At 70.3% G+C, this 25,145-nt stretch carries 29 protein-coding genes; 24 read left to right on the top strand and 5 right to left on the bottom strand.

From position 1 onward, the window contains the following. Positions 1 to 926: 926 nt before the first annotated feature. The 6 genes from ACFXGI_RS30375 to ACFXGI_RS30350 all read left to right on the top strand — a co-directional run bounded on the left by ACFXGI_RS30375 (position 927) and on the right by ACFXGI_RS30350 (position 5,039). Positions 927 to 1,784 carry an alpha/beta fold hydrolase gene (locus tag ACFXGI_RS30375; protein WP_384713430.1) on the top strand — a complete coding sequence of 286 codons (858 nt, stop codon included), beginning with the start codon at positions 927 to 929 and terminating at the stop codon, positions 1,782 to 1,784. Positions 1,785 to 1,887: 103 nt separating this feature from the next. Then, positions 1,888 to 2,574: a ribulose-phosphate 3-epimerase gene (rpe, locus tag ACFXGI_RS30370; protein ID WP_384713427.1), complete on the top strand. Its 687-nt coding sequence runs from the start codon at positions 1,888 to 1,890 to the stop codon at positions 2,572 to 2,574. A 124-nt stretch (positions 2,575 to 2,698) separates the two neighbouring features. Beyond that, a complete protein-coding gene (locus tag ACFXGI_RS30365; RefSeq protein ID WP_030871648.1) occupies positions 2,699 to 3,712 on the top strand; it encodes a sugar-binding transcriptional regulator in 1,014 nt (337 codons plus the stop codon). 156 nt (positions 3,713 to 3,868) lie between these two features. After that, positions 3,869 to 4,090 (top strand): CarD family transcriptional regulator, encoded by a 222-nt coding sequence (locus ACFXGI_RS30360; RefSeq protein ID WP_030157491.1) that lies wholly within the window; start codon positions 3,869 to 3,871, stop codon positions 4,088 to 4,090. Between the two features lie 74 nt (positions 4,091 to 4,164). Then, complete coding sequence (locus ACFXGI_RS30355; protein WP_384713423.1) at positions 4,165 to 4,647, top strand: ribonuclease domain-containing protein; 483 nt, start codon at positions 4,165 to 4,167, stop codon at positions 4,645 to 4,647. Further along, positions 4,644 to 5,039, top strand: coding sequence for a barstar family protein (locus ACFXGI_RS30350; protein WP_384713420.1), 396 nt, complete (start codon positions 4,644 to 4,646; stop codon positions 5,037 to 5,039). The genes ACFXGI_RS30355 and ACFXGI_RS30350 overlap by 4 nt, the downstream gene beginning before the upstream one ends. Before the next feature lie 36 nt (positions 5,040 to 5,075). On the opposite strand, the gene ACFXGI_RS30345 is transcribed toward ACFXGI_RS30350, so the two are convergent. The 5 genes from ACFXGI_RS30345 to ACFXGI_RS30325 form a co-directional block, all read right to left on the bottom strand. Further along, positions 5,076 to 5,555, bottom strand: coding sequence for a group II truncated hemoglobin (locus ACFXGI_RS30345; RefSeq protein WP_384713417.1), 480 nt, complete (start codon positions 5,553 to 5,555; stop codon positions 5,076 to 5,078). Further along, positions 5,552 to 5,887 (bottom strand): putative quinol monooxygenase, encoded by a 336-nt coding sequence (locus ACFXGI_RS30340; RefSeq protein ID WP_030871660.1) that lies wholly within the window; start codon positions 5,885 to 5,887, stop codon positions 5,552 to 5,554. Before ACFXGI_RS30340 ends, ACFXGI_RS30345 begins: the two co-directional genes overlap by 4 nt. Before the next feature lie 83 nt (positions 5,888 to 5,970). Next, the gene (locus ACFXGI_RS30335) at positions 5,971 to 6,486 is read right to left on the bottom strand and encodes a hypothetical protein (RefSeq protein ID WP_030871665.1); all 516 of its coding nucleotides are present in this window, start codon (positions 6,484 to 6,486) and stop codon (positions 5,971 to 5,973) included. A gap of 54 nt (positions 6,487 to 6,540) precedes the next feature. Then, a complete protein-coding gene (locus ACFXGI_RS30330; RefSeq protein WP_384713413.1) occupies positions 6,541 to 8,280 on the bottom strand; it encodes an FAD-dependent oxidoreductase in 1,740 nt (579 codons plus the stop codon). Further along, the gene (locus tag ACFXGI_RS30325) at positions 8,277 to 8,549 is read right to left on the bottom strand and encodes a UBP-type zinc finger domain-containing protein (RefSeq protein WP_384713409.1); all 273 of its coding nucleotides are present in this window, start codon (positions 8,547 to 8,549) and stop codon (positions 8,277 to 8,279) included. Before ACFXGI_RS30325 ends, ACFXGI_RS30330 begins: the two co-directional genes overlap by 4 nt. 267 nt (positions 8,550 to 8,816) lie before the next feature. Here ACFXGI_RS30325 and ACFXGI_RS30320 point away from each other — a divergent pair, with 267 nt between their 5' ends. The 18 genes from ACFXGI_RS30320 to ACFXGI_RS30235 all read left to right on the top strand — a co-directional run. Next, on the top strand, positions 8,817 to 9,641 hold the full coding sequence (locus ACFXGI_RS30320) for a type 1 glutamine amidotransferase domain-containing protein (protein WP_030871675.1): 825 nt from the start codon (positions 8,817 to 8,819) through the stop codon (positions 9,639 to 9,641). A gap of 8 nt (positions 9,642 to 9,649) precedes the next feature. Beyond that, positions 9,650 to 11,293 carry a thiamine pyrophosphate-binding protein gene (locus ACFXGI_RS30315; protein WP_384713405.1) on the top strand — a complete coding sequence of 548 codons (1,644 nt, stop codon included), beginning with the start codon at positions 9,650 to 9,652 and terminating at the stop codon, positions 11,291 to 11,293. A 61-nt stretch (positions 11,294 to 11,354) separates the two neighbouring features. Continuing rightward, positions 11,355 to 11,786 (top strand): nuclear transport factor 2 family protein, encoded by a 432-nt coding sequence (locus tag ACFXGI_RS30310; RefSeq protein ID WP_384713402.1) that lies wholly within the window; start codon positions 11,355 to 11,357, stop codon positions 11,784 to 11,786. Positions 11,787 to 11,820: 34 nt separating this feature from the next. Beyond that, on the top strand, positions 11,821 to 12,276 hold the full coding sequence (locus tag ACFXGI_RS30305; protein ID WP_384713399.1) for a nuclear transport factor 2 family protein: 456 nt from the start codon (positions 11,821 to 11,823) through the stop codon (positions 12,274 to 12,276). 13 nt (positions 12,277 to 12,289) lie between these two features. Next, positions 12,290 to 12,661 (top strand): nuclear transport factor 2 family protein, encoded by a 372-nt coding sequence (locus tag ACFXGI_RS30300; RefSeq protein WP_030871686.1) that lies wholly within the window; start codon positions 12,290 to 12,292, stop codon positions 12,659 to 12,661. 13 nt (positions 12,662 to 12,674) lie between these two features. Then, complete coding sequence (locus ACFXGI_RS30295; RefSeq protein ID WP_384713395.1) at positions 12,675 to 14,288, top strand: GMC family oxidoreductase; 1,614 nt, start codon at positions 12,675 to 12,677, stop codon at positions 14,286 to 14,288. Next, positions 14,281 to 14,892, top strand: a complete 612-nt coding sequence (locus tag ACFXGI_RS30290; RefSeq protein WP_384713393.1) for a DJ-1/PfpI family protein — start codon at positions 14,281 to 14,283, stop codon at positions 14,890 to 14,892. Before ACFXGI_RS30295 ends, ACFXGI_RS30290 begins: the two co-directional genes overlap by 8 nt. Beyond that, positions 14,892 to 15,338: a VOC family protein gene (locus ACFXGI_RS30285; protein ID WP_384713390.1), complete on the top strand. Its 447-nt coding sequence runs from the start codon at positions 14,892 to 14,894 to the stop codon at positions 15,336 to 15,338. The genes ACFXGI_RS30290 and ACFXGI_RS30285 overlap by 1 nt, the downstream gene beginning before the upstream one ends. A gap of 1 nt (position 15,339) precedes the next feature. Continuing rightward, complete coding sequence (locus ACFXGI_RS30280) at positions 15,340 to 17,169, top strand: AGE family epimerase/isomerase (RefSeq protein ID WP_384713387.1); 1,830 nt, start codon at positions 15,340 to 15,342, stop codon at positions 17,167 to 17,169. Between the two features lie 37 nt (positions 17,170 to 17,206). After that, positions 17,207 to 17,569 (top strand): STAS domain-containing protein, encoded by a 363-nt coding sequence (locus tag ACFXGI_RS30275; RefSeq protein WP_030871694.1) that lies wholly within the window; start codon positions 17,207 to 17,209, stop codon positions 17,567 to 17,569. Then, entirely contained in the window at positions 17,566 to 19,701 is a 2,136-nt protein-coding gene (gene glgX / locus ACFXGI_RS30270) for a glycogen debranching protein GlgX (protein ID WP_384713384.1), read from the top strand. Before ACFXGI_RS30275 ends, glgX begins: the two co-directional genes overlap by 4 nt. Before the next feature lie 65 nt (positions 19,702 to 19,766). Further along, positions 19,767 to 20,078, top strand: a complete 312-nt coding sequence (locus ACFXGI_RS30265; RefSeq protein ID WP_030157520.1) for an STAS domain-containing protein — start codon at positions 19,767 to 19,769, stop codon at positions 20,076 to 20,078. Positions 20,079 to 20,083: 5 nt separating this feature from the next. Further along, positions 20,084 to 20,548, top strand: coding sequence for an ATP-binding protein (locus tag ACFXGI_RS30260; protein WP_384713380.1), 465 nt, complete (start codon positions 20,084 to 20,086; stop codon positions 20,546 to 20,548). After that, positions 20,530 to 21,798 (top strand): PP2C family protein-serine/threonine phosphatase, encoded by a 1,269-nt coding sequence (locus tag ACFXGI_RS30255; protein WP_384713377.1) that lies wholly within the window; start codon positions 20,530 to 20,532, stop codon positions 21,796 to 21,798. Before ACFXGI_RS30260 ends, ACFXGI_RS30255 begins: the two co-directional genes overlap by 19 nt. Next, a complete protein-coding gene (locus tag ACFXGI_RS30250; protein WP_384713374.1) occupies positions 21,798 to 22,541 on the top strand; it encodes a MinD/ParA family protein in 744 nt (247 codons plus the stop codon). The genes ACFXGI_RS30255 and ACFXGI_RS30250 overlap by 1 nt, the downstream gene beginning before the upstream one ends. A 70-nt stretch (positions 22,542 to 22,611) precedes the next feature. Continuing rightward, the gene (locus ACFXGI_RS30245) at positions 22,612 to 23,352 is read left to right on the top strand and encodes a type 1 glutamine amidotransferase domain-containing protein (RefSeq protein ID WP_384713371.1); all 741 of its coding nucleotides are present in this window, start codon (positions 22,612 to 22,614) and stop codon (positions 23,350 to 23,352) included. Between the two features lie 32 nt (positions 23,353 to 23,384). Next, positions 23,385 to 24,869 carry an aldehyde dehydrogenase family protein gene (locus ACFXGI_RS30240; RefSeq protein ID WP_384713368.1) on the top strand — a complete coding sequence of 495 codons (1,485 nt, stop codon included), beginning with the start codon at positions 23,385 to 23,387 and terminating at the stop codon, positions 24,867 to 24,869. 48 nt (positions 24,870 to 24,917) lie between these two features. Further along, positions 24,918 to 25,145, top strand: a 228-nt coding sequence (locus tag ACFXGI_RS30235; RefSeq protein ID WP_384713442.1) for an NAD(P)-binding domain-containing protein, incomplete at its 3' end; no start/stop codon positions are given.

The raw sequence follows: 25,145 nt of genomic DNA, 5'->3' as shown, positions 1-25,145 counted from the left end.
GCGATGGCCTTCGGCCACCCTTGACCGACCGCCCCGCCCCGGAATGCCATAAGACTGCCGGGAAGCCCCCGAAGGAATGGCCGGGAGGTTCATGTCCAGGGACGGGCCCTCAGCGATGCCGACCGGTGTTCTTGGCCGGCCATGTTCCCGTCCCGGGACCACCACCCCCGGCCAGGCCGGGGGCGCGCGTCAGATCGCTACGCGCTCCTCTCGGCTTGGCGTCACCGGACCGCCTGTGGCCGGACATAAGCCGCCCACGACCGGCATCAACCGCTCCGACAGGGCGCCTGCGGGCGGTTTGTCCCTTTTGGTGGCCGGTCGGGACCCACGAACCGCCTTGCCGGAGTGAGGGGTTGGGAAATCCGGCATCAGGCTCCCTCTCGCCCGTTTTTCGTCCTCGGACGGTCCGCAGACGCCCGCAAGCGGCCCACGAGGGTCCATTGGCGTCCTCCGGCGACGTGCAGGCGCCGAAAGGGCCTTTCGTGCGCGGTGTTTGGGCGGCTTATGTCCGGCCACAGGCGGTCGTCGGTCGCTGAGACGTGAGGAGCGCGTAGCGATCTGGCGCGCCCTGTCGTCGTGGCCGGGGGTTGTGGTACCGGGACGGGAACAGGGCCGGCCAAGGCCGCTGATCGGCATCGCTGAGGGCCCGTCCCTGCTCGGTATCCTCCCGGCCATTCCTTCGGGGGCTTCCCGGCAGTCTGTTGTCTTTCCGGGGCGGGGCGGTCGGTCAAGGGTGGAGCGCAGCGACATCGCGGAGCGACGCGACCGCAGGGAGCGCCCTTGACGGACCGACCCGACACGGAAGGACAGTGGACTGACGGGACGCCCCCGGACACACCACCGACCCCGAGCACATGGATCCCGCCCCCGAAGCCCCCGCCCCGCCCCCGCCCCCGCACCATGGGAGGTGGAGAGGAGCCGCAGTCATGGTTGAGCGGGTGGTCGAGGGGGGCGGGGTCAGGCTCTGTGCCGAGTCCTTCGGGGATCCGGGGCATCCCGCCGTCCTCCTCGTCATGGGGGCCGGGGCTTCGATGCTCTGGTGGGACGAGGAGTTCTGCCGGTTGCTCGCCGGGGGTGGGCGCTTCGTGATCCGGTACGACCACCGTGACACCGGCCGGTCCCTCACGTACGAGCCGGGGCGCCCCGCTTACACCGGCGCGGATCTGGTCGGTGACGCCGCCCGCGTGCTCGACGCGTACGGCGTCCCCGCCGCCCACGTCGTGGGGGTCTCAGCCGGAGGGGCGCTCGCGCAGCGGTTCGCGCTCGGCCATGCCGCCCGCGTCCTCTCGCTCGTCCTGATCAGCACCTCCTCGGCCGCATCCGGCGGCGGCCGGGTGCCCGCGCCGCCCACCGCGGAGTTCATGCGGTTCGTCTCCACCGTGCAGGCCGACTGGTCGGACGCCGACTCCGTGGTCGAGTACCAGGTCGACTTCGCGCGCCTGCTCGCCGGCGGTCGGCGTCCGTTCGACGAGGAAGCCGTTCGCAGCCTGGTCCGGCGCGACATCGGGCGCGCGCACGACTTCGCCGCGGCCCGCAACCACGACCTGCTCCCCGACGGCGAGCTCCCGCCCGCACCCCTGTCCTCCATCGCCGTGCCCACGCTCGTGATCCACGGGACCGCCGATCCGATGTTCCCGCTGCCGCACGGCGAGGCACTCGCGGAGGAGATCCCCGGGGCGCGGCTCCTGGTCCTGCGGGACGCCGGTCACGGGGTCGAGCGGGCCGACTGGGGCGCGATCGTCCCCGCGATCCTCGAACACACCGCCGCGCATCGCCATCTGTAAGAATGTCTTAATCGTTATTTGTGTCTCGTTTAAGCACTTCTACGGACATCTTCAGTTACGGGGTCGTGGCCGGAACTGCGCCACGGCATGGCAGGCTTGGGGCATGGCCGCTCAGATTTATCCCAGCATCCTGTCCGCCGACTTCGCCCGACTCGCCGAGGAGGCGAAGGCCGTCGAGGGGGCCGACTGGCTGCATGTCGATGTCATGGACAATCATTTCGTCCCGAACCTCACGCTCGGTGTGCCCGTCGTGGAATCCCTGAGCCGCGCCACGGACATCCCGCTCGATCTGCACCTCATGATCGAGAACCCGGACCGCTGGGCCCCGCAGTACGTCGAGGCCGGTGCCGGATCGGTCACCTTCCACGCCGAGGCCGCCGCCGCGCCCGTGCGGCTCGCGCGGGAGATCCGGGCCAAGGGCGCGCGGGCGTCCATGGCCCTCAAGCCCGCCACGCCCATCGAGCAGTACGAGGACATCCTCCCCGAGCTCGACATGCTGCTCATCATGACGGTCGAGCCCGGCTTCGGCGGCCAGCCCTTTCTCGACATCATGCTCCCCAAGATCCGCCGCACCCGGGAGCTCATCGCCAAGCACGGACTCGAGCTGTGGCTGCAGGTCGACGGCGGGGTTTCGGCCGCGACCATCGAGCGGTGCGCCGAGGCCGGAGCCGACGTGTTCGTCGCGGGGAGCGCCGTCTACGGGGCGGTCGACCCGTCCGCGGCCGTACGTACCCTGCGGGAGCAGGCGGACGTCGCGATCGCCGCTGCGCCCTGGGCGTGCGACCACTGAAGCGAGAGTTGATGGACGGCTCGGTGAACGGGAGCTGTCCAGGCTGATCAACGGCCGCCGGATCTGACAGGATGAACGGCGAGTCGAGAGTGTGAACAGCAGTGAGGAGAACGCGGTGTCTGCAATGTCGGCGGGACGGTCAGCCCTGCGGATGGGACCCGCGGAGCTGGTGCAGGCGGCGGCCATGGCCCGCCGCTTCTACCTGGAGGGCAAGTCCAAGATCCAGATCGCCGAGGAGTTCGGCGTGAGCCGCTTCAAGGTGGCCCGGGTCCTGGAGACCGCCCTCGAGCGCGACCTCGTACGCATCGAGATCCGGGTGCCGGCCGAGCTCGATGCCGAGCGGTCCGACGCGCTGCGGGCCCGGTACGGGCTCCGGCACGCGGTGGTGGTCGAGTCCCCGGCCGACGCGACCGAGGACGCGCCGGATCCCGAGAACCTGGGCGCGGTCGCGGCCGACCTGCTCGGCGAGCTCGTCAACGAGGGCGACGTACTGGGCCTCGCGTGGGGGCGGTCGACCATCCACATGGCCGCCTCCCTGCACCGGCTGCCGCAGTGCACGGTGGTGCAGCTGACGGGCGTGTACGACGCCGGTACGGCCGAGCGCGGGTCCGTGGAGGCCGTGCGGCGGGCCGCCCAGGTCTCGGGCGGCGACGCGCACCCGATCTACGCGCCGATGCTGCTCCCCGATCCGGCGACCGCGGCAGCGCTGCGGAGCCAGACGGGCATCGCCCGGGCCTTCGAGTACTTCGACAAGGTGACGGTCGCCGCGGTCTCGATCGGGTCGTGGGAGCCGGGGATCTCGACCGTCCACGACATGCTGACGGACGAGGAGCGCGCGCACTACGCCTCGCTCGGTGTCGCGGCGGAGATGTCCGCCCACCTGTTCGACTCCGAGGGGCGGCGCGTCGGGCGGGACCTCGGCGAGCGCTGCATCACCGTCGAGGCGGACCGGCTGCGGCGGATTCCCGAGGTCGTGGCCATCGCGGGCGGTCTGCGCAAGGCGTCCGCGATCGGGGCGGTGCTCCGGTCCGGGCTGGTGACCAGCCTGGTCACCGACACGGCGGTCGCGGACTACCTGCTGACCGAGTCGGAGCCGGGGCTTCGGCCGGCGCTGGATCGGGCAGACCCGGACGACTGAGTCCTCCGATTTCTTTGCGGATCGTTCGCGCCACCCCGCGCAGCCGCCCTGGCCGGGCCGTGTCCGGGCCGGGCGCGGGCCGCGGGGCGGATGGTGCCGCAATTGAGATCCGAACGGCGGCCCGTGCGGGGCGCTGTGGGGCGCATACTGGTCTCAATGACAAAGTCAGCAGTACCTCGCCGCCATTTGCCGTCCAGCCCGTTCAAGGCCCCCGTGGAACCGCCGCTCCGGCAGTTCAGCGTCGGCGACCGGGTCTCTCACGATGAGCACGGCCTCGGCCGTGTCGTCGGTATCGAGGAGGGGATCGCTGTCCTGGTCGACTTCGGGTCGGTCCAGAAGAGAATTCTGAGTCCTTACACCAAGATGTCCGCGCTCTGAGGTCGTCGCCGTCCCGGTTACCGCCACCGGGCAGGCGATTCGCGAGCGAATCGGATATTTGGCACGATCGGCGCATGATCTTCAGGGACGTGCCCCGGTCGTTGCTGCGTTGTGTTGTGGGGGCGCTGTTCCTTTGCGCTGCGCTGGTCGGCGTCGCGGGGTGTGGTGGGCAGAGCGCCGCGCCGCCGTCTGCTTCCGCGGCGGCATCGGGTGCGCCATCGGCCGCGGCTTCCGTGCCGGGCCCCGGATCTTCCGCGCCGCCGCCCGTTTGGGCCAAGGGGATGGCGACCGTACGGGCGGACGCGCTGCCGGCGCAGGCGCGGGACGTGCTCGCGCTCATCGACAAGGGCGGTCCGTACGCCTACCGGCAGGACGGGACCGTGTTCGGCAACTTCGAGAAGGTCCTGCCGAAGCAGAAGCGCGGGTACTACCACGAGTTCACGGTGAAGACGCCGGGGGAGCGCGACCGCGGGGCGCGGCGGATCGTGACCGGTGAGGGTGGGGAGTTCTACTACACGGACGACCACTACGACACCTTCAAGGCGGTCGTGCGATGACCCTGGATCCGCAGCCGCTCGGGCCGGCGCTGGCCGCTGCCGAGGAGGCGGGCTGGACGACGCTCCGGGTGGACCTGGCCGGTGTGCACGGCAAGGCCGAGCTGATGCGGCGGTGGGGAGCGGCGCTCCGGGTGCCGTCGTGGTTCGGCGGGAACTGGGACGCGTTGGCCGATGCGCTCATCGACCTGTCCTGGCTGCCGCAGGCGCCGGGGCGACTGCTGGTGGTGACGTCCTGGCGGTCGTACGCGGGTGCGAGGCCGGGGGACTGGGAGACCCTGCAGGAGATCCTGGAGGAGGCCGTCGACTTCTGGCGCGAGGGCGGTGCGGGCGAGTTGACGGTACTGCTCGCCGAGCCGCCGGCCGGTCCGGGCCCGCAGGCGGGCCGGACATGACCGTGGGGGCGGGGGCTTCGCCCCCGCCCCCACGTCCTAGCCCTTCGGGATCCACGGGGGCGTTTGGCCCCAGGACCAGACCGGGATCTTCGCCGCGTCCACCGGCGGGGGGTTGGGGCCCGAGTAGATCAGGGCCATGCGGGTGCCCCACTCGATGTAGTACGTGAACACCGCGCGGAATTCGGGGTCCGTCGGGAGGCCGACCTCGTCCGCCGTGTCCATCAGCAGGTCCACCCAGCGGCGGCGCTGCTTCTCGGTGATGCCGCGGCCCAGGTGCTTGGTGGCCATGTGCTGGTGGCCGCCGTGGTGGGCCGTGTACTCCGCCGGGCCGCCGAAGACCTCCGACAGCCAGACGGCGACGTGCTGGGGGTGCTCCGAGTCCATGCCCGCGAAGACCGGGGCCAGGATCTCGTCCTGCAGGGCGTGCGCGTAGAAGGCGTCCGTGAGGCGGTTCATCGCCTCCGCTCCGCCCATCCACTCGTAGATGGTGGGGGTGCTGCCGGGTGTGGTGCTCATGACTGGGGTGCGGCCTTTCCGGGGCCGGCCACTTCGGTGACGCGGTAGTGCTGCATCTCCTCGATGGCCTTCACGTACGGGCGGATCGCGCTGAAGAACGCCGGGAAGTGCTCGCCCTTGCGGAATCCGTTGAGGTGGGCGTCGACCGACGTCCAGCGGATGCGCAGGATGTAGCGCTCCCGGTCGTTCTCCTCCTCGCAGCGGGCCAGCTCGTAGTCGATGCACTCGGGTGACGCGGCCAGTGCCTCCGCGGCCTGCCGGTACGAGTCCTCGAAGGCCTGCTGGTCGTCCAATGCGATCCGGTAGCGGATGTATTCGACGGTGGTGGTCATGGGGCGTGCCTCTCCCTGTGATCGGGTGCCGGTCGGCTCGCTGTCAGACTTGCGTGATCATGCCCCGGTGGGGAGGGGTTTCGTCATTCCGACGCAGACTTCTGGGAGTCCGTGTCGGAAGCGTCCGCGACGTCGGGGCCCGCGGCGCGGACCTGCTGGACCTTGGCCAGCGAGTCTCGGAGCTCGGTCAGCCACTCGTCCGTGTTGCGGCCGACGAGGCGGACGCACCAGGCGAGGGCGTCGGCCCGGCTGCGGGCGACGCCGCCCGCCACCAGGGTGTCGAGCACCTTGCGCTCCGGCTGGCGCAGGCGCGTCATGACCGGGACGGCCAGGTGCGTGAACAGGACGCGGTCGTCGCCGGACTGGACGGCCCAGGCGACCTTGCGGCGGTAGAGCTCCTCCGCCTCCCGTGCGACCTCGATGCGCTGTTCGCGGGTGCGCTCGCGGAACTCCTTGACGGACTCGGTCGCCGGGATGGTGCCGACGACCGTGATCTCCTCGCGGTCGACCGACACGTCGACCAGGGACTCGTACACGTCCACCGGAAGGCGGTCCGCGAACCACGTGCGAAGCTGCTCGCTCTGCTCGGATGTAATCATGTAATCAACGTTGCATCCGCAGGGATCGTGATCGCAAGCGATTCGTGTTCGCTCTCAGCCCATCGAGCGATAGCGGTGGATCAGTGAGACCGCCATGGCCCCCTCACCCACCCCCGAGGCCACGCGCTTGACCGAGTGGGCCCGTACGTCGCCGGCCGCGAAGACGCCGGGGACGCTCGTCTCCAGCGGGTACGGGGCGCGCTCCAGACTCCACTCCGCCGGGAGCTCCCCGCCGTTGGCGATCAGATCGGACCCGGTGAGCACGAAGCCGTACTCGTCGCGCTCGACCACGCCCGACAGCCAGTCGGTGTGCGGGCGGGCGCCGATGAAGGTGAACATGAACCGGGCCGGGACACGGGTGTCCTCGCCCGTCGTCGCATCGTGGAGGGTCAGCTGCTCCAGGTGCTCGTCGCCGTCCAGCCGGACCACCGTCGTACGGACCTTGATCTCGATGTTCGGGGTGCGGTCGATCTCGTCGATCAGGTAGCGCGACATGCTCGCGTCCAGGGACTCGGCGCGGACCAGGATGGTCACCTTGGCCGCGTACTTGGCGAAGTGCACCGCCGCCTGGCCGGCCGAGTTCGCGCCGCCCACGATGAACACGTGCTGCGAGATGCACGCCGAGCTCTCCGTCGTCGCCGCGCCGTAGTAGAGCCCCGCGCCCTCGAAGCGGTCCGCGCCCGGGGCCTCCAGCCGGTTGTACGAGACCCCGGTGGCCAGCAGCACCGTCTCGGCGCTGATCTCCGTGCCGTCCGCCAGGGTCAGGATCTTCGCCGGGTCGTCCCGGGTCAGCGAGACCACCTCCACCGGGTGCAGGATCTCGGCGCCGAAGCGGGAGGCCTGGATGGTGGCGCGGCGGGTCAGGTCGCCGCCGGAGAGGCCGGAGGGGAAGCCCAGGTAGTTCTCGATCAGGCTGGAGGTGCCGGCCTGGCCGCCCGGGGCGCGGGAGTCCAGCATCAGCGTGGAGAGGCCCTCCGAGGCCGAGTAGACCCCGGCCGCCAGGCCCGCCGGGCCCGCGCCGACGATGACGCACTCGTAGTGCGGGCGCGAGGCGGTGGTGGCCAGCCCGAGGCGCTGGGCGAGCGCGGTGTCGGACGGCGCGGAGAGCACCGCCCCGTCCGGGAAGCGGACGAGGGGCAGTGCCGCATCGGGCTGGGCGGCGATCAGGGTCAGTGCCTCCGGATCCCGCTCCACGTTCAGGAAGCGGAACGGCTGGCCGTTGCGGGTGAAGAAGTCCCGGACGGCGTGCGTGCCGGGGGAGACGAGGTGCCCGGCGACGATGATGCCGTCGTAGGCGGGGCGGTAGGTGGCCAGCCAGTCGGAGAGCAGGTCGTCCAGGACCGGGAAGAGCCGCTCGTGCGGCGGGTCCCAGGGCTTGAGCAGGTAGTAGTCCAGCCGGACCCGGTTGATCGCGGTGATCGCCGCGTCCGTCTCCGCGTACGCCGTCAGCAGCACGCGGCGGGCGTCCGGGAAGCGGCTGACGGCCTCCAGCAGGAACTCCACGCCGGTCACGTCGGGCATGCGCTGGTCCACGAGGAACAGCGCCGGATCGTGGCCGCGCTCGTCGAGGGAGTCCAGGATCTTGAGGGCGTCGGCGGCGGAGGACGCGCCGAGCACCCGGTAGCGGTCGCCGTACGCGCTGCGCAGGTCGCGGCGGACGGCCCGCAACACCTGCGGATCGTCGTCCACGGCCAGGATGACGGGCTTGCGGCTCTCGGCGCGCTCCGCCGCGGCCCCAGCGGCGGTGGCGGGGGCGGTGGCGGGGGCGGTGGCGCTCTCCGGGGCCGCACTCATGCCGCGTCCAGCATCAGCTTGTCGGCGTAGCACCAGGCCCACGCCTCGCCCGGCTCGTGCGAGGCGGCGATGGGGTGCTCGGTGGTGCGGTAGTGCTTGGTGGCGTGGCGGTTCTTGGAGGAGTCGCAGCATCCGACGTGCCCGCAGCTGAGGCACATCCTCAGGTGCACCCAGCTGTCGCCGAGGACGAGGCACTCCTCGCAGCCCTCGGTACCTGGTTTCACCGGACGTATCTGATCGATGTGTGTGCACAACAGGTCCGTCGTCATCGTCCCCGTCCCTCTCCTCGATCCTTCGCGCACCCTTGATTCACGGCGCGTCCAGACCATAGGGCGGTGCCCGCGTAATGGTTCAGTGATTCGGCCGAGGTCATGAAGTCTCGCGGCTACTTCATGACCTCCGGAAGCGACTACCTGAGGTGCCCCCGCGACCTGCCCTCCCACCTCATGAAGTCGCGTACGGGCGCTTTGACGCAGCCCTCGGGCGCAAGCAGTGTGGGTCAGGCCAACGACAACAGGCGGCGCCTGGAGGAATCCGTGAGCAGAAAGATTCTGGTCATTGTCTCCGAACACGGTTACTGGGCCGAAGAACTGATAGGCCCCGTTTCGAAGTTCGACGAGCGGGGCTACGAAGTCGTATTCGCCACGCCGACCGGAAAGCGTGCGCACGCTCTTCCGCCGAGCCTCGACGCGAACTTCATCGACCCTCCACTGGGACGCTCGGTCACCACCGAGGAGAACGCCCGGCTGGGGCGGGAGTTCGAGCAGTCGAGCCGGCTGGACACGCCGCTCGACATCGAGGCGTGGGCACCGGAGCGCCCGTACACGAGCGACGAGGGCTACCTGCGCAAGCTGGAGCAGTACCACCGCGATCTGGAGAAGCTGGAAGCCGACATCGCCGGCTACGACGCGCTCCTCATCGTCGGCGGCAGCGGTCCCATCGTCGACCTCGCCAACAACGAGCGCGTCCACGCGCTGATCCTGGCCTTCAAGAACGCCGGCAAGGTCGTGGCCGCCGAGTGCTACGGCGTGGCCTGCCTGGCCTTCGCCCGCGACTGGGGCGACCGCAAGAGCATCATCTGGGGCAAGCACGTGACCGGCCACTGCAAGGAGTACGACTACAAGGACGGCACCGGATTCCTCGGTACCGACTTCAACATGGGCCCGCCGCCGTACCCGCTGGAGTACATCCTGCGCGATGCCACCGGGCCGCGCGGCGCGTATCACGGGAATTTCGGCCACCCGCTTTCGGTGATCGTCGACTACCCGTTCGTCACAGGCCGTTCCACCCCCGATTCATATCTGACGGGGCAGAAGATCGTGGAAGTCCTGGAGGACGGTCTCACCCGATACGGGTGGTAGGGGGAATCATGGAAGCCACTCCCGGACGGGAAAGGCTGATCGAGCAGTTCAAGGCCGACGGCCTGAATGTGATGTTCGGAAATCCGGGGACGGTGGAACAGGGATTCCTCGACGCGGTGGACGCGGCGGAGGATTTCCATTACGTCCTCGCCCTCCAGGAGACCGTGGCCGCCGGAATCGCCGACGGCTACGCCCGGGCCACCGGCGGCGCGGCCCTGCTCCAGCTGCACTCCGGGGTGGGGCTGGGCAACGGCATCGGGATGCTCTACCAGTCGCTGCGCGGCCACACCCCGCTCGTCGTGGTCGCCGGCGACGCCGGGGTCCGCTACGACGCCATGGACGCCCAGATGGCTTCCGACCTGGTGGCGATGGCGAAGCCGGTGACGAAGTACGCGACCCGGGTCACCGACCGCCACTCCGTACTGCGCACCATCCGGCGGGCGGTCAAGATCGCCCTGACCCCGCCGCGCGGCCCCGTCTTCGTGGCGCTGCCGATGGACGTGCTGGACGAGCTGAACTCCGAGCCCGTCCTGCCCGCCGCGGTGCCGCTCACGGACGTGGCACCCTCGCCGGCCTCGGTGGGGCGGGCGGCCGAGCTGCTCGCCTCCGCCGAGCGGCCCGTGATCCTCGTCGGGGACGGGGTCTCGCTCTCCGGGGCCCAGCGCGAACTCGTCGCCGTCGCCGAGCTGCTGGGCGCCGACGTGTACGAGGTCGACTCCTCCGAGGTGAACGTCGCGGCCTCGCACCCGCTGCGCCGCGGCCAGAGCGGCCACATGTTCGGCCCGCACAGCAAGGAGCTCGTGGGCGGCGCGGACGGGGTGCTGATCGTCGGCACCTACGTCTTCCCGGAGGTGTTCCCCGAGCTGGAGAGCCCGTTCAGGCCCGGCGCCAGGGTCGTCCACATCGACCTGAACGCGTACGAGATCGCCAAGAACCACCCGGTGGACCTGGGCCTGGCCGCCGACCCGAAGCAGGCGCTGCACGCGCTGGCCGGCGTACTCGAACGCCGGCTGAGCCCGCAGCGCCGGGCGGCCGCGGCCTCCCGGCTCGACGCCCGCACCCGGGAGCGGGCGCTGTCCGCCCGGGGCGGGGACAGCGAGCAGGACGGCACGCCGATGGCCGTCTTCCTGCGCACCCTGGCCGAGCGCACCGGCGGGGACCTGATTGTCTTCGACGAGGCGCTGACCACCTCGCCGCTCGTGACCCGGTACCTGCCGCCGGAGCGCCCGGGCGATTACCACCTCACCCGGGGCGGCTCGCTCGGGGTGGGCTTCCCGGGGGCGGTCGGCGCCAAGCTGGCCCGTCCGGACCGGCTGGTCGTCGGCTTCGCGGGCGACGGCGGGTCGATGTACACGTACCAGGCGCTGTGGACCGCGGTCCGGCACGGCATCGACGCCAAGTTCGTGGTCTGCAACAACCGCAAGTACCGGCTGCTGGACGACAACATCGCCCAGTACTGGCGGGAGCGGGACATCCCGGAGCACGGGTTCCCGGGCTCCTTCGACCTCTCCCACCCCGAGATCGACTTCGCCGGGCTGGCGCGGGCGCTCGGCGCCGGGGGGACGCGGGTGGAGAAGCCGGACGAGGCGGTCGCCGCCGTCGCCCGGATGCTCGACCACCCCGGACCGTTCCTGGTCGACGTACAGATCTGACGCACCACGGCGACACACCGCCGGGACGCACCGCACACCACCACGGACAGGAGGAGACCGCATGCCCGCCGAGCGGCTGACCGAGGACGCGATCCGCACCTTCGCGGAGAACTGGTACGTGGCCCTGGACCAGCACCTTCCGCTGGAACAGGTGCTGCCCCTCATCACGGGGGACCTGGAGTTCAAGGTCCCCGAGGACACCTTCCTCGGACACCAGGGCTTCGGCCGCTGGTACGAGGCGGTCACGAACCGCTTCTTCGACGAGGTCCACACCGTCACGAAGGTGGAGCCCGTCATCGAGGGCGACCGGGCCGTCGTACGGGTGCTGGTCAACTGGCAGGCCAAGATCTGGGACCCGCCGGCCGCCCGCAGCGAGTGGCTCGGCTTCGACGCCGACCAGACCTGGACGGTCGTGGCCGGTCCCGACGGCCCGCTGATCAAGCAGTACACCGTCAACGACCTGGCCCCGATGCCCGGCTCCGGATCGCTCTGAGCACGGGCGCGGGGCAGTCGAAGGAGAAGCGACGATGACCGAAGTGACACGGGAGCGGGTCGAGGCGGCGTACGCCGCCCTCGGCTCCGGCGACCGCGCCCGCATCCTCGAGTACTACTCCGAGGACCTGCGCTGGCTGGTGCCGGGCAGCCACCCGCTGGCCGGCTGGTACGAGAGCCTGGACGCCTTCCTGGAGCTGATGGGGCAGACCCACAAGCTCACCGGCGGCACCTTCCGGATGGACATCCAGGCGGTCCTCGTCGGCGAGGACTGCAGCGCCGACGTCTGCCGCAACGTCGCCCTGCGCGACGGCGCCGACCAGGCCAGCCGGTCCCCGTACGAGCGGATGGACTACCCCGTCTTCCACTTCATGCGGTGGCGGGACGGCCGGATCATCGAGGGCCGCGACGGGCTCTTCGGGGACTCGGCGACCGCCTTCAGCCAGTTCTGGGCGCCGTTCGCGCCCGACGGAACCCGCCGCGACCGATAGGGGGAGGAGTGCTGTGGACGCACGACAGATCCTTGAGAAGTACTACGAGTACGCCAACGCCGGCGACTGGGACCGCTGGTGCGACCTGTTCGCCGACGACCAGGTCATGGACGAGCAGCTCGCCGGACACATCGAGGGCCTCGAGGTCCTGCGCTCGATGATGAAGGGCATGGGGACGATGTACCGCGTCTTCCGGAACGAGCCCGTGCACTTCCTCGTCGACGGCGAGAAGGCCGCGGCCGTCTCCCACCTCAGCGCCGTCAGCCCCGCGGGCGAGACGATCGAGGCCGAGGTCATGAACTTCTTCCGGATCGTGGACGGAAAGATCGCGTACATGGCGAACTACCACGACACCGTCCCCTTCCAGGTGCTGGGCCAGGGCTGAGGGGGGCCGACTCGTGGGAAACGCCGACAGAGAAGAGTACGACTACGTCATCGTGGGATCCGGCACCGCGGGCAGCGTCCTCGCGAACCGGCTCTCGGCGGACCCGGACGTCTCCGTCCTGGTCCTGGAGGCGGGCGGCAACCGGATCCCGCCCGAGGTGGACGACCCGTCCTCCTGGTACAAGCTGCTCGGCGGGCCCGTCGACTGGGGCTACACCAGCGTCCCGCAGCCCGGGCTCGACGGCCGCCGTACGTACGAACCGCGCGGCAAGGCCCCCGGCGGCAGCAGCAACCTGTACATCATGATGCACATCCGGGGCCACGCCTCGGACTTCGACAACTGGGCCTACCAGGGCGCCGCCGGCTGGGGCCACGAGGACGTCCTGCCCTACTTCGCCCTCCTGGAGGGCCAGGAGGACGCCACCGCGCCCACCACCGGCACCCGCGGCCCGCAGCGCATCACCAACGCCGGCCGGCACGGCCCCAACCCGGTCTCCCGCGCCTTCATCGACGCGGCCGTCGAGCTCGGCCACCAGGAGATCGCCGACTTCAACAGCGACGGGCCCCGGCGCGGCCTCTTCGGCACCGGCTGGCACCACATCGACGTGGCCGACGGGCGCCGCCAGGGCACCCTCGCCGCCTACCTGGAGCCGGCGCTGGAGCGCTCCAACCTGACCCTGCGCACCAGCGCCCAGAGCACCCGGCTGCTCTTCGACGGCGACACCTGCACGGGCGTGGAGTACGCGCAGCTCGCGCCGGCCGCCGAGTTCCCCGGCCGCACCGTGCGCGACGCCCACAGCAGCGCAGCCGGGCCCGGACTCCACTCCGTACGGGCCCGCCGCGAGGTCATCGTGGCCGCGGGGGCGATCGAGTCCCCGAAGCTGCTGCTGCTCTCCGGCATCGGCAACCCGGAGCAGCTGCGCGAGCACGGCATCGAGACGGTCGCGGCGCTGCCCGGGGTCGGCGAGAACTTCCACAACCACGTCCTGACCGGACTGATGGCCGAAGTCACCCAGGAACTCCCGCCCCCGGCGCAGAACCTGTCGGAGAGCGCTCTGTTCCTCTCCTCCCGGCCCGGTCTTCCGGCGCCCGACCTGCAGATAGCCTTCGTCCACGTGCCGTTCGACGTGATCGTCGGCAAGGACCACCCGAACACGGTGAGCATCCTCCCCGGTGTCGTACGGCCCGTCTCGCGCGGCTGGATCCGGCTCGCGAGCGCCGATCCGCTGGCGCACCCGCTGATCAACCCGAACTACCTGGGCGACCGGTGGGACCTGGAGCGGATGGTGCAGGGGATCAAGCTGGCCCGGGAGATCTTCGCGACCTCGGCCTTCTCTCCCTGGTACAAGCAGGAGCTCCAGCCCGGCCCCGGCTTCGTCTCCGACGAGGACCTGCGGACCTTCGCGAAGCAGAAGTCGGAGAGCTACCACCACCAGGCCGGCTCCTGCCGCATGGGCATCGACGACCTCTCCGTCGTCGACCCCGAGCTGCGGGTGCACGGCGTGCGCAACCTGCGCGTCGTCGACGCCAGCGTGATGCCCGCCGTCCCGTCGGGCAACTGCCACACCGCCATCGCGATGATCGCCGAGCGCGCGGCGGACTTCCTGAGGGGGGCCTCCCGTGCCTGACGCCGTACTGCGCGAGGGTGCGCTGAGCGGGACCCGGATCGCGGTCCTGGTCGAGAGCGACTTCTACGAGCCCGAGATCTTCTACTACGGGCACCGGTTCGCCGAGGAGGGCGCCGAGGTCGACTTCCTGACCCGGCTCTGGGGCAACGACTCCATCACCTTCTCCGGGCACGAGTACCGGGCGCCGTTCACCGCCGACAAGTCCCTGGAGGGGCTCGGCGACGAGGAGCTGCGCCGGTACGCGGCGATCATCGTGCCCTCGGGCATGGTGTCCGACCGGCTGCGCTACACCGAGGACGTGGACGTACTGGCGCCGGCGACGGAGCTGCTGCGCCGGGCCTTCGAGGAACCGACGGTCCTCAAGGGGATCATCTGCCACGGCATGTGGCTGGCCGCCTCGATCCCGGACAAGATCCGGGGCCGCAAGGTGGTCTGCCACAACAACCTCATCGGCGACGTCCGCAACATGGGCGCCGAGTACGTCAACGAGGACGTGGTGGTCGACGGTGACCTGGTCACCGGCCGCACCGGCGCCCACCACCACCTCTTCGCCCGCCGGATCATCGAGCTGATCGCGGCGGGGCGGGGCCGGGGGGCCGCCTGATGCCCGGAGCCGGGGAGCGCGTGATGGTCTGGTCGCACGTGGGCCTGAACTGCACGGACCAGAAGACGACCGAGGAGTTCTACACCCGGTACTTCGGCTTCACCCGGGCCCGGGTGGTCGACCTCGGGGAGGCCCGGATCGTGTTCCTGCGCAAGGGGGACGCGTACCTGGAGCTCTTCGCGGCCGGTACCGCCGCGGCCCGGCCGGCGCAGGACGACGGGCCGCAGGCCGCGGGCCGCATGCGCCACCTGGCCTTCCAGACCGACAGCGTGGACGCGTTCCTGGCCGAGCTGGGCGACGCGGCCGAAGTGACCCTGGGGCCGCTGGACTTCGACGACTTCATCTGCGGCTGGCGGACCGTGTGGGTCCGCGATCCCGACGGGGTGATCGTCGAGGTCAGCCAGGGATTCGAGGACGACCGCTCACACGACAAGGACGGTGCATGACATGGCGGACGCCGTGAGCTTCTCCTTCTCCGACACCATCGCGGGCTACGTCGGCCGCTTCGACTCCGAGTCCCGCCTGCTGCGGCTGAAGACCTCGGACGGGCGTGAGTTCGACGTCTCCCTGGCCGGGGACCCGAGTGCCGAGCTGGTCCGCAACCTGGACGAGCCGTACATCGACGCCTCCGGGCACATCGACGAGATGCTCTCGCCCGGACGGTTCCTCTTCGTCTACGGCGTCCACTACCCGGAGCAGGGCGGGCGTTTCGACGCCAAGCGCCTGGTGTTCCTGGGCCGCGGCGCCGAGGACTACCGGTTCGAGGAGCCCAGCTGGTGGGTCAAGCAGATCGAGTCGCTCGCCGACTTCTACAAGCGGGCGCAGTTCGGCGAGGGCCCGGTGGACTTCACCGAGTACCGCACCGAGATCCGGCTCGGCGGCGACAAGACCGCCAGCCACGTCCAGGAGACCGACACGATCTCCCGCCTGGTCTACGGCATGGCCTCGGCCTACCTGCTGACCGGCAAGGACGAGTACCTGGAGGTCGCCGAGCGCGGCACCGAGTACCTGCGCAAGCACATGCGGGTCGTGGACAGCGAGGAGGACGTGGTCTTCTGGTACCACGGCATCAGCGTCGACGGGGACAGCGAGCGCAAGCTGTTCACCTCGGAGTTCTCCGACGACTACGACGCGATCCCGATGTACGAGCAGATCTACGCGCTGGCCGGACCGATCCAGACGTACCGGGTCACCGGTGACATCCGGATCAAGAACGACGCGGACGCCACCATCCGGCTGTTCGACAAGTTCTTCAAGGACCCGGAGCAGGGCGGCTACTACTCGCACATCGACCCGATCCTGTTCAGCGCGGACCACGAGTCCCTCGGCGAGAACGCCGAGCGCAAGAACTGGAACTCGGTCGGCGACCACGCACCCGCGTACCTGATCAACCTGTACCTGGCGACCGGCGACCAGAGGTACGCCGACTTCCTCGAGTACACCTTCGACACCATCGCGGACAAGTTCCCGGACTACAAGAACAGCCCGTTCGTACAGGAGCGCTTCTTCCGCGACTGGTCGCACGACACCGCGCACAGCTGGCAGCAGAACCGCGCGGTCGTCGGGCACAACCTCAAGATCGCCTGGAACCTGATGCGGATGAACTCGCTGAAGGCCAAGCCGGCGTACGAGGACCTCGCCAGGAAGATCGGCGAGATCATGCCGGCCGTCGGCAGCGACGTGCAGCGCGGCGGCTGGTACGACGTCGTCGAGCGGGTCAAGTCCGTCGGCAAGGACGGCCGGGAGACGTATCGTTTCGCCTGGCACGACCGCAAGGCCTGGTGGCAGCAGGAGCAGGCGATCCTCGCCTACCTCATCCTGAACGGCACGGTCGGCGGCGACGCCTTCCTGCGCGAGGCCCGGCAGGCGGAGGCCTTCTACAACACGTTCTTCCTCGACCACGACGAGGGAGCCGTCTACTTCAACGTGCTCGCCAGCGGTACGCCGTACCTGCTCGGCACGGAGCGGCTCAAGGGCAGCCACTCGATGTCCATGTACCACTCGGCGGAGCTCTGCTACCTGTCCGCCGTCTACAACAACCTGCTGATCAACAAGCGGGAAATGGACTTCCACTTCAAGCCCGACCCGACCAACCTGCCCGACCGCGTGCTGCGGGTCTCTCCCGACCTGCTGCCCGCCGGCTCCGTGCAGATCGCGTCCGTCGAGATCGACGAGAAGCCGTACCGGGACTTCGACGCGGACGGTCTGACCGTCAGGCTGCCGGACGTCCAGGGGCGGGTCAAGGTCAAGGTCCGGCTGCGCCCGGTGACTTCATAGCGCTCAACGGGGGGCGCCCCGACTAGAGGGGAAAGCAATGTCTCTGAACGTCAAGGAACGCCGCAACAAGGGCGGTACCGTCCTCGTCGCCACCGGCGAGATCAACAGTGAGACCTCCGGCCAGCTGCTGCAGTCCCTGCTGCCGCTGGTCCGCGAGGGCCGGCCGCTGCGCATCGACCTCACGGCCGTCACGTACGTGTCCAGCGCGGGCCTGCGCACCCTGCTCGTCGTCTACCGCGAGGCCCAGCACGCCGGTGTCGCCGTCACCCTCTACGGGGTGAGCGAGGAAGTCCGGTTCGTCATGTCGGCCACCGGCTTCCTCGACTTCTTCGAGACCGGCGAGGCGGCGGCCGCCGAGTCCAAGGCCAAGTCGACGCTCAAGACCGCGGTCGCGCGATGAGCGAGGCCCGGTCCGAGCAGGTGCTGCGCGTCGACGCGTACCCGACCCACGAAGTGGGCGGGTACCGCGTCCGTGCCGGCAAACCGTTCCCCTTCGGGGCCAACGTGGTCCCCGGCGGGGTCAGTTTCTCCGTCTTCTCCGACCAGGCGACCTCCATGACCCTGGTCATCTTCAAGCGCGGAGAGCCCGAGCCGATGGCCGAGCTGGAATTCCCCCAGGAGTTCCGCACCGGCAGCGTCTTCGCCATGACGGTCTTCGGCCTCGACCACGAGAACATCGAGTACGGCTACCGGGCCGACGGCCCCTACGACCCGGTCTCCGGGCACCGCTTCGACGCCCGCCAGGTCCTCTCCGACCCCTACGCCCGGCTGATCTCCGGCCGCGACGTGTGGGGCGTGGAGCCGGACCGCAGCCGCGGCTACCAGTACCGCTCGCGGGTCTGCCTCCAGGACTTCGACTGGGGCGACGACACCCCGCTGGGGCTGCCCGCCGAGGACCTCGTCGTGTACGAGACCCACGTGCGCGGCTTCACCCGGCACCCCTCCTCGCAGGTCACCGCCCCCGGCACGTTCGCGGGGCTGCGGGAGAAGATCCCGTACCTGAAGGAGCTCGGGGTCAACTGCATCGAGCTGCTCCCGGTGTTCGAGTTCGACGAGAGCGACAACATGCGCTCCAACCCGGAGACGGGCGAGCACCTCTTCGACTACTGGGGCTACAACACCGTCTCGTTCTTCGCGCCGAAGGCGGGCTACGCGGCCACCGGACGCTACGGGATGCAGGGCGACGAGTTCCGCACCCTGATCAAGGACCTGCACGCGGCCGGCATCGAGGTCATCCTCGACGTCGTCTTCAACCACACCGCCGAGGGCAACGAGCAGGGCCCGACGATCTCCTTCAAGGGGCTCGACAACGCCACGTACTACATGCTCACGCCGGAGGGGTACTACTTCAACTTCAGCGGCACGGGCAACACGGTCAACTGCAACCACCCCGTCGTGCGCAACTTCGTGCTCGACTGCCTGCGCCACTGGGTCGCCGACTACCACATCGACGGCTTCCGCTTCGACCTCGCGGCCATCCTCGGCCGGGCCCTGGACGGCACGCCGCTGCCCAACCCGCCGCTGCTGGAGCTGCTCGCCTTCGACCCCGTCCTGCGGCACACCAAGCTCATCGCCGAGGCGTGGGACGCGGGCGGTCTCTACGAGGTCGGCAACTTCCCGGCGTACGGCCGCTGGGCCGAGTGGAACGGGAAGTACCGCGACACCGTGCGCAGCTTCCTCAAGGGCGACCCCGGGGTGACCGGGGAGCTGGCCACCCGGATCGCCGGCTCGCCCGACCTGTACTCCACCCGGGGCACCTCCGCCTCGGTCAACTTCCTCACCGCCCACGACGGTTTCACCCTGGCCGACCTCGTCTCGTACAACGACAAGCACAACGAGGCGAACGGTGAGGGCAACAACGACGGCGGCAACGACAACGCCAGCTGGAACTGCGGGGCCGAGGGGCCGACCGACGACCCCGAGGTCAACCGGCTGCGGACGCGCCAGATGAAGAACGCCCTGGCCATCCTCATGACCAGCCAGGGCATCCCGATGCTGCTGTCGGGCGACGAGGTCGCCCGCACCCAGCAGGGCAACAACAACACGTACTGCCAGGACAACGAGCTGTCCTGGTTCGACTGGGACCAGGTCGACGAGAACGCCGAACTGCTCCGGTTCACCCGGGAGATGATCGCCTTCCGCGGTCGCCACCGCGAACTGCGCTCCACCTCCCACCCCACCGGCCAGGTCCGCGAGAGTCTCGGACTGCCGGACATCAGCTGGCACGGCGAGCGCGCCTGGCAGCCCGACTGGTCGGCGGAGAGCCGGCTGCTGGCGGTGGCCCGCTGCGGCACCGGGGACGACGACGTGGTGTACGTGGCCATGAACTCGCACTGGGAGGCACACGACCTGGAGCTGCCCGCGCTGCCGCACGGGCGCAGCTGGCACCTGTTCGCGGACACCGGGGCCGAGGCCCCGCACGACATCCGCACCCCGGGCGGCGAGCCCGAGCTGGAGAACACCGGGAAGTACCTGATCGGTCCGCGCTCGGTCGTGATCCTGGTCGGCCGGACGCCCGATCCCGAGCTCTAGCCCCGGCCGCACCCGCTGCCCGATCCCACCGAACGCTCCAACCGTACGGCCGAAGGAGACCTGACATGCCGCTTTCCGTGTCCCTGAGCATCGAGGGCGACACCACCGTGATCGAGCTGGCGGGCGAGCTGGACGCCAAGACCGCGCCGGACTTCCACCAGACCATCGAGAAGGCCGCCGGGCACGGCACCGGAACGGTCGAGATCAGGATGGCCGGTGTCGGCTACATGGCCAGCGCCGGACTGCGGTCCCTGGTCTTCGCCCAGCAGAAGGTGGCGAACCACGTGACCATCAAGGTGGTCGGCGCGATCGAGCCCGTGTCCCGGACCATCCGGACGGCCGGGCTGGACCGCAGCATCGTGCTCTCCGATGAGTGAATCGCATGAGTGACATGGTCGAACTGGCGAGGACGCCCGCGGAGCTGGAGGTGCCCGCCACGCTGGGGGCACTGGGCGACATCGCCTCGTTCGTCCTGCGGCTGGCCGGCCGGGCGGGCCTGGGCAAGGGGCCCACGTACCGGATCCGGCTGGCCGTGGACGAGCTGGCCACGAACATCGTGATGCACGGGTACCGGGGCGGCGACGGGCGGATCACCGTCCGCGGCCGCTCCGGTCCCGGCCGGGTGCAGATCTCCATAGCGGACTCCGCGCCGGCGTTCGACCCCGTCGAGGGCTGCCTGCCCCCCGCCCCCGGGGTTCCCCCCGAGCGGCGCAGGATCGGCGGTCTCGGCATCCACCTGGCACTGACCAGCGTGGACGAATTCAGCTACGTACGCAGGGACGCCCGCAACATCAGCACGCTGACTGTGAACGCTGAGGGGACGGACCCATGCCCTCCACGACCGTGATCATCCTCGACGAGTACCCGCCGCCGCCGCTCGAACTGCTCGACGCGATCCGCTCGATGGACGCGGAGATCGTCGCGCGCACGCTGGCGGAGCTGCGCAACGGCCCGCTCGACGAGCTGCCCGTCGCCGACGTCCTGCTCGCCCCGGCCGAGGCCGACGGCGAGTCGGTGCGCCTCGCGGTCCGGCGGCTGCGCCGCTGGGCCGGGGCCCCCATCGTGGTCGTCTGGACGGTGACGGAGTTCGCCGCCCTGGAGGAGCACGTCCGGCTCGGCCATGACTACCTCATACCGCCCTTCCTGCCCGCCCTCGTCGGGGCCCGGCTGCACAGCTGCTCGGAGCGCGCCGGACTCGGCCGCACCCTGCGCGAGGCCGACGCCCGCGCCGAACTCATGGGCTACGAGAAGGAGCTGGAGATCGGCCGGGAGATCCAGGCCGGCTTCCTGCCCGAATCGCTGCCCGTTCCCGAAGGCTGGGAGATCGACGTCCGCTTCCGGCCCGCCCGGCAGGTGGCCGGGGACTTCTACGACGTCTTCGAGATCTCCCGCGGCCGCCGCCTCGCCTTCGTCGTCGCCGACGTCTGCGACAAGGGGGTCGGCGCCGCGCTGTTCATGGCGCTGATCCGCTCGCTGCTGCGGCACACCGCGGAGAACAGCGGGCTCCAGCACCTGGTGGCCGCCGGGCGCGCCGGCGGCAGCCGGCGGATCCCGGTGGTGGGCGCGACGCCACTGCTCAACGCGGTCACCGCCACCAACGGATACCTGACCCGCAACCATCTGAGACAGGGCTACTTCGCGACCCTGTTCTTCGGTGTGCTCGACCCCGTGACCGGCAGCCTCGTGTACATCAACGGGGGCCACAACGCGCCGCTGCTGCTGCGCGCCGACGGCGGCGACCCGCTCGCCCTGGAGGTCACCGGACCCGCCGTCGGGGTGCTGCCGGACTGCGTGTACACGCTCGGCTACGCCCAGCTGAATCCCGGCGACACCCTGTTCGTGTTCACCGACGGAGTGCCGGAGGCCCGCTGCCCCGACGGCAGCTTCCTCGGTGACGAGCGGATGCTGGAGCTGCTCGCCGGCCCCCCGGTGAGCGGCAGGGAGGTGGTCGACCTCATGGACACCGCGGTACGGGAGCACACCGGAACGGCGGAACAGCACGACGACGTCACCATGCTGGCCCTGCACCGGCCACGTGCGGCGCGGGGGCCGCACGCGGACCGGACCACGGCCGCGGGCCGTACGGCGGTGGCCTGATGGCCCGGACCATCGTGGTGCACTCGCACCGCGGGGGCACCGGCAAGTCCTCGGTACTGGCGAACCTGGCCCTGCTCATCGCGGGCGAGGGGCGCCGGGTGGGGGTGGTCGACACGGACATCCAGTCGCCCACCCTGGACCTGCTCTTCCGGCTCGGCCCGGGTCCCTCCCTGGCCGACTACCTGCTCGGTCGCTGCGAGATCGAGTCCACGGCCCAGCAGGTCGGCGTGCCCGGGCTGTACGTCGTACCGGCACGGACCGGGACGGCGGCCCTGCGCGAGCTCATGACCAGCGGGTACGACGTGGGGCTGCTGCCGGAGGGCTTCGACCGGCTGGTCGAGTGCCACGCGCTCGACGTGCTGCTGCTCGACACGCACGCCGGGCTGAACAACGAGTCGGTGACCGCCATGGCGAGCGCCGACGTACTGATGATCATGGCCCGGGCCGACCGGATCGACCTCTCCGGGGTCGAGGAGACCATCGCCCTCGCAGGGCGGCTGGCCTGCCGGCGGGCTCTGGTCATGAGCATGGCCCCCGAGGGCGTCGACGGGGAACGGATCCGCCGGCGTGCCGAGGAGGTGTACGGCGCCCCCCTGGCCGGAATCCTTCCCTATGTGCCGGAAATGGCCGCCCTGTACGGCGAGCGCATATTCGCCGAAGCCCATCCCGACCACCCCCTGGTCGGTGAATTCCGCACCATCATCTCCGCGTTGGACGCACCTCACGAAGTATCGCGCGCCTGACGCTCCCCCCTTACGCCCCCTGCGGGGGGCGTGTTGAATCGGCAGCGATTCCAGAACAAGGAGAGAAGTCATGAAGATTCTCGTCGTCATGACGGCCAAGGCAACGCTCCACCTGTTGGACGGGGAACAGCACCCCTCGGGTTTCTGGGCCGAGGAATTCGCCGTTCCCTACACCCTCTTCAAGGCCGCAGGCCACACCGTGGACGTGGCGACGATCGGGGGCCAGGCCCCCACGGTCGACCAGACCAGCATCGACCCCCAGTTCATCCGGTGGGTCCGCCCCGAGGGCTCGCCCGACGAGGACGCGGCCAACGCCGCCGAGTACGTGAGAGTCGTCGAGAGCACCCCCCAGCTCAAGAACCCCCTCGCCCTGGAATCCCTGGGTGAGAAGGACATCGCCGAGTACGACGGCATCTACGTCAGCGGCGGGCACGGCGCGATCGGGGACCTGCCCCACTCCGACGAGCTCGCCCAGATCCTGCGCTGGGCCATCGCCCAGGACAAGCCGCTCGCCACCGTCTGCCACGGCCACACCTCGCTGCTCGCCCTGCGCGACGGCGAAGGCCGCTGGCCGTTCGAGGGCTACCGGATGACGGCCTTCTCGCACAGCGAGGAGATGGTCACCAACATGGCCGGCCGCCTCCCGCTGATCCTCGAGGCCGAGCTCACCCGGCTCGGCGCGCGCTACGAGAAGGCCGAGAAGATCTGGGACTCGCACGTGGTCGTGGACCGCAGGCTCACCACCGGCCAGAACCCGTACTCCTCCAAGGCCCTTGCCGAGACGTTCCTGACACAGCTCGCCAAGGGATAGATCGCCCCCGCATCCGACACCGGAAGGCAGCCATGACCAAGCGCGCACTCAGCGACCAGCCCTTGGCCAACCCCGGGAAGCTGTTCATCGGCGGCACATGGGTCTCGGCCCAGGACGGCCGTACCGAGCCGGACATCAGTCCCGTGGACGGACAGGAGATCGTACCGGTGGCCCAGGCCGCCGCCGCCGACGCGGACGCGGCCGTGGCCGCCGCCCGCCAGGCGTACGAGGAAGGTCCCTGGAGCAGACTGTCCGCCCAGGAACGCGCGCTGCGGCTGAACCGGGTCGGCGAGCTCATCGAGCGCGACCTGGAGGAGATCGCCCTGCTGGAGACGGTGGACATGGGCAAGCCGTTCGCCTTCTCCAGCACGGTCGACGCCCCCATGGCCGCCCAGCTCATGCACTACTACGCCGGCGCCGTCACCCGGGTCGACGGCTCCTCGCGGGCCCCGGCCGGCGGGCAGCTCGCGTACACCCTGCGCGAGCCGCTGGGCGTGGTCTGCGCCATCACCCCGTTCAACTTCCCGCTGCTGCTGTCGATGACGAAGATCGCACCGGCGCTGGCGGCGGGCAACACGGTCGTCCACAAGCCCTCCCCGGCCACCCCGCTCACCGCACTGAAGATCGCCGAGCTCTTCCAGGAGGCGGAGATCCCGGACGGCGTGCTGAACGTCATCACCGGCCCGGGCGTGGAACTGGGCGAGACCCTCACCGGGCACCCCGACATCGACAAGATCGCCTTCACCGGCTCCACCGCGGTCGGCCAGACGATCATCCGCAAGTCGGCCGGCACCCTGAAGAAGGTGACGATGGAGCTCGGCGGCAAGTCCGCCAACATCGTCTTCGCCGACGCCGACCTGGACGCCGCAGAGGAACTCGCCTTCTTCGGCATCTACTACAACAAGGGCGAGATCTGCACCGCCGGCTCGCGCCTGCTGCTCCAGCGCCCCATCCACGACGAACTGGTCGAACGCCTGGTGAGCCGGGCCGCGGCCCTCAAGCCCGGCGACCCGCGCGACCCGGAGACCCTGTTCGGGCCGCTGGCCCACCGCGGCCAGTTCGAGAAGGTCAGCTCGTACATCGAGATCGGCGAGAAGGAAGGCGCGATCCTGCGCACCGGCGGCACCGGCTGGACCCCGGAAGGCGCCTCCAGCCAGGGCCTGTACTTCCTGCCGACGATCTTCACCGGAGTCGACAACGGCATGCGGATCGCCCAGGAGGAGATCTTCGGCCCGGTCCTGTCGATCATCCCCTTCGACACCGAGGAAGACGCGATCCGGATCGCCAACGACAGCGCGTACGGGCTCGCCGCGGGCGTCCACACCAAGGACCTGCGGCGCGCCCACCGGGTGGCCTCCCAGATCAAGGCCGGCACGGTCTGGGTGAATTGCTACAACCAGTACGACCCCTCCGTGCCGTACGGCGGCTACAAGGCCTCCGGATACGGGCGCGAGTGCGGACCGGAATCCCTCGAGAGCTACACGCAGACCAAGTCGGTCTGGATCGGCATGGACTGAGCGCCCGACCGGCTGACCGACCGAGCGACCGACGGAGTAGGAGCGGCAATGCGCACAGGCGTCATCGGCACCGGGCGGATCGGTTCCACCCTCGCGCGGATCCTGGTGGCGGCCGGGCACGAGGTCGTACTGGCCAACGCCCGCGGCCCCCGGTCGATCGGCCCCTTACTGGCCGAACTGGGCCCGGCGGCCCCCCGGGCGCCCCCCCCCCCCGGCCCCCCCCCCGCCGCAAAGGGGGGGGTGATGGGTGCGGGAGCGGGGCAACAGGGGGGGCGG

Origin of the sequence: Streptomyces sp. NPDC059355 (assembly GCF_042752335.1) — a bacterium.
GTDB lineage: Bacteria > Actinomycetota > Actinomycetes > Streptomycetales > Streptomycetaceae > Streptomyces.
This window is presented reverse-complemented; position numbering and strand designations above follow the sequence as displayed.

Coding starts and splice junctions, on each gene's coding strand:
- ACFXGI_RS30375 (WP_384713430.1), top strand. CDS start 927: ATGGTTGAGCGGGTGGTCGAGGGGGGCGGGGTCAGGCTCTGTGCCGAG.
- rpe (WP_384713427.1), top strand. CDS start 1,888: ATGGCCGCTCAGATTTATCCCAGCATCCTGTCCGCCGACTTCGCCCGA.
- ACFXGI_RS30365 (WP_030871648.1), top strand. CDS start 2,699: ATGTCGGCGGGACGGTCAGCCCTGCGGATGGGACCCGCGGAGCTGGTG.
- ACFXGI_RS30360 (WP_030157491.1), top strand. CDS start 3,869: ATGACAAAGTCAGCAGTACCTCGCCGCCATTTGCCGTCCAGCCCGTTC.
- ACFXGI_RS30355 (WP_384713423.1), top strand. CDS start 4,165: ATGATCTTCAGGGACGTGCCCCGGTCGTTGCTGCGTTGTGTTGTGGGG.
- ACFXGI_RS30350 (WP_384713420.1), top strand. CDS start 4,644: ATGACCCTGGATCCGCAGCCGCTCGGGCCGGCGCTGGCCGCTGCCGAG.
- ACFXGI_RS30345 (WP_384713417.1), bottom strand. CDS start 5,555: ATGAGCACCACACCCGGCAGCACCCCCACCATCTACGAGTGGATGGGC.
- ACFXGI_RS30340 (WP_030871660.1), bottom strand. CDS start 5,887: ATGACCACCACCGTCGAATACATCCGCTACCGGATCGCATTGGACGAC.
- ACFXGI_RS30335 (WP_030871665.1), bottom strand. CDS start 6,486: ATGATTACATCCGAGCAGAGCGAGCAGCTTCGCACGTGGTTCGCGGAC.
- ACFXGI_RS30330 (WP_384713413.1), bottom strand. CDS start 8,280: ATGAGTGCGGCCCCGGAGAGCGCCACCGCCCCCGCCACCGCCCCCGCC.
- ACFXGI_RS30325 (WP_384713409.1), bottom strand. CDS start 8,549: ATGACGACGGACCTGTTGTGCACACACATCGATCAGATACGTCCGGTG.
- ACFXGI_RS30315 (WP_384713405.1), top strand. CDS start 9,650: ATGGAAGCCACTCCCGGACGGGAAAGGCTGATCGAGCAGTTCAAGGCC.
- ACFXGI_RS30310 (WP_384713402.1), top strand. CDS start 11,355: ATGCCCGCCGAGCGGCTGACCGAGGACGCGATCCGCACCTTCGCGGAG.
- ACFXGI_RS30305 (WP_384713399.1), top strand. CDS start 11,821: ATGACCGAAGTGACACGGGAGCGGGTCGAGGCGGCGTACGCCGCCCTC.
- ACFXGI_RS30285 (WP_384713390.1), top strand. CDS start 14,892: ATGCCCGGAGCCGGGGAGCGCGTGATGGTCTGGTCGCACGTGGGCCTG.
- ACFXGI_RS30280 (WP_384713387.1), top strand. CDS start 15,340: ATGGCGGACGCCGTGAGCTTCTCCTTCTCCGACACCATCGCGGGCTAC.
- ACFXGI_RS30275 (WP_030871694.1), top strand. CDS start 17,207: ATGTCTCTGAACGTCAAGGAACGCCGCAACAAGGGCGGTACCGTCCTC.
- glgX (WP_384713384.1), top strand. CDS start 17,566: ATGAGCGAGGCCCGGTCCGAGCAGGTGCTGCGCGTCGACGCGTACCCG.
- ACFXGI_RS30265 (WP_030157520.1), top strand. CDS start 19,767: ATGCCGCTTTCCGTGTCCCTGAGCATCGAGGGCGACACCACCGTGATC.
- ACFXGI_RS30260 (WP_384713380.1), top strand. CDS start 20,084: ATGAGTGACATGGTCGAACTGGCGAGGACGCCCGCGGAGCTGGAGGTG.
- ACFXGI_RS30255 (WP_384713377.1), top strand. CDS start 20,530: ATGCCCTCCACGACCGTGATCATCCTCGACGAGTACCCGCCGCCGCCG.
- ACFXGI_RS30250 (WP_384713374.1), top strand. CDS start 21,798: ATGGCCCGGACCATCGTGGTGCACTCGCACCGCGGGGGCACCGGCAAG.
- ACFXGI_RS30245 (WP_384713371.1), top strand. CDS start 22,612: ATGAAGATTCTCGTCGTCATGACGGCCAAGGCAACGCTCCACCTGTTG.
- ACFXGI_RS30240 (WP_384713368.1), top strand. CDS start 23,385: ATGACCAAGCGCGCACTCAGCGACCAGCCCTTGGCCAACCCCGGGAAG.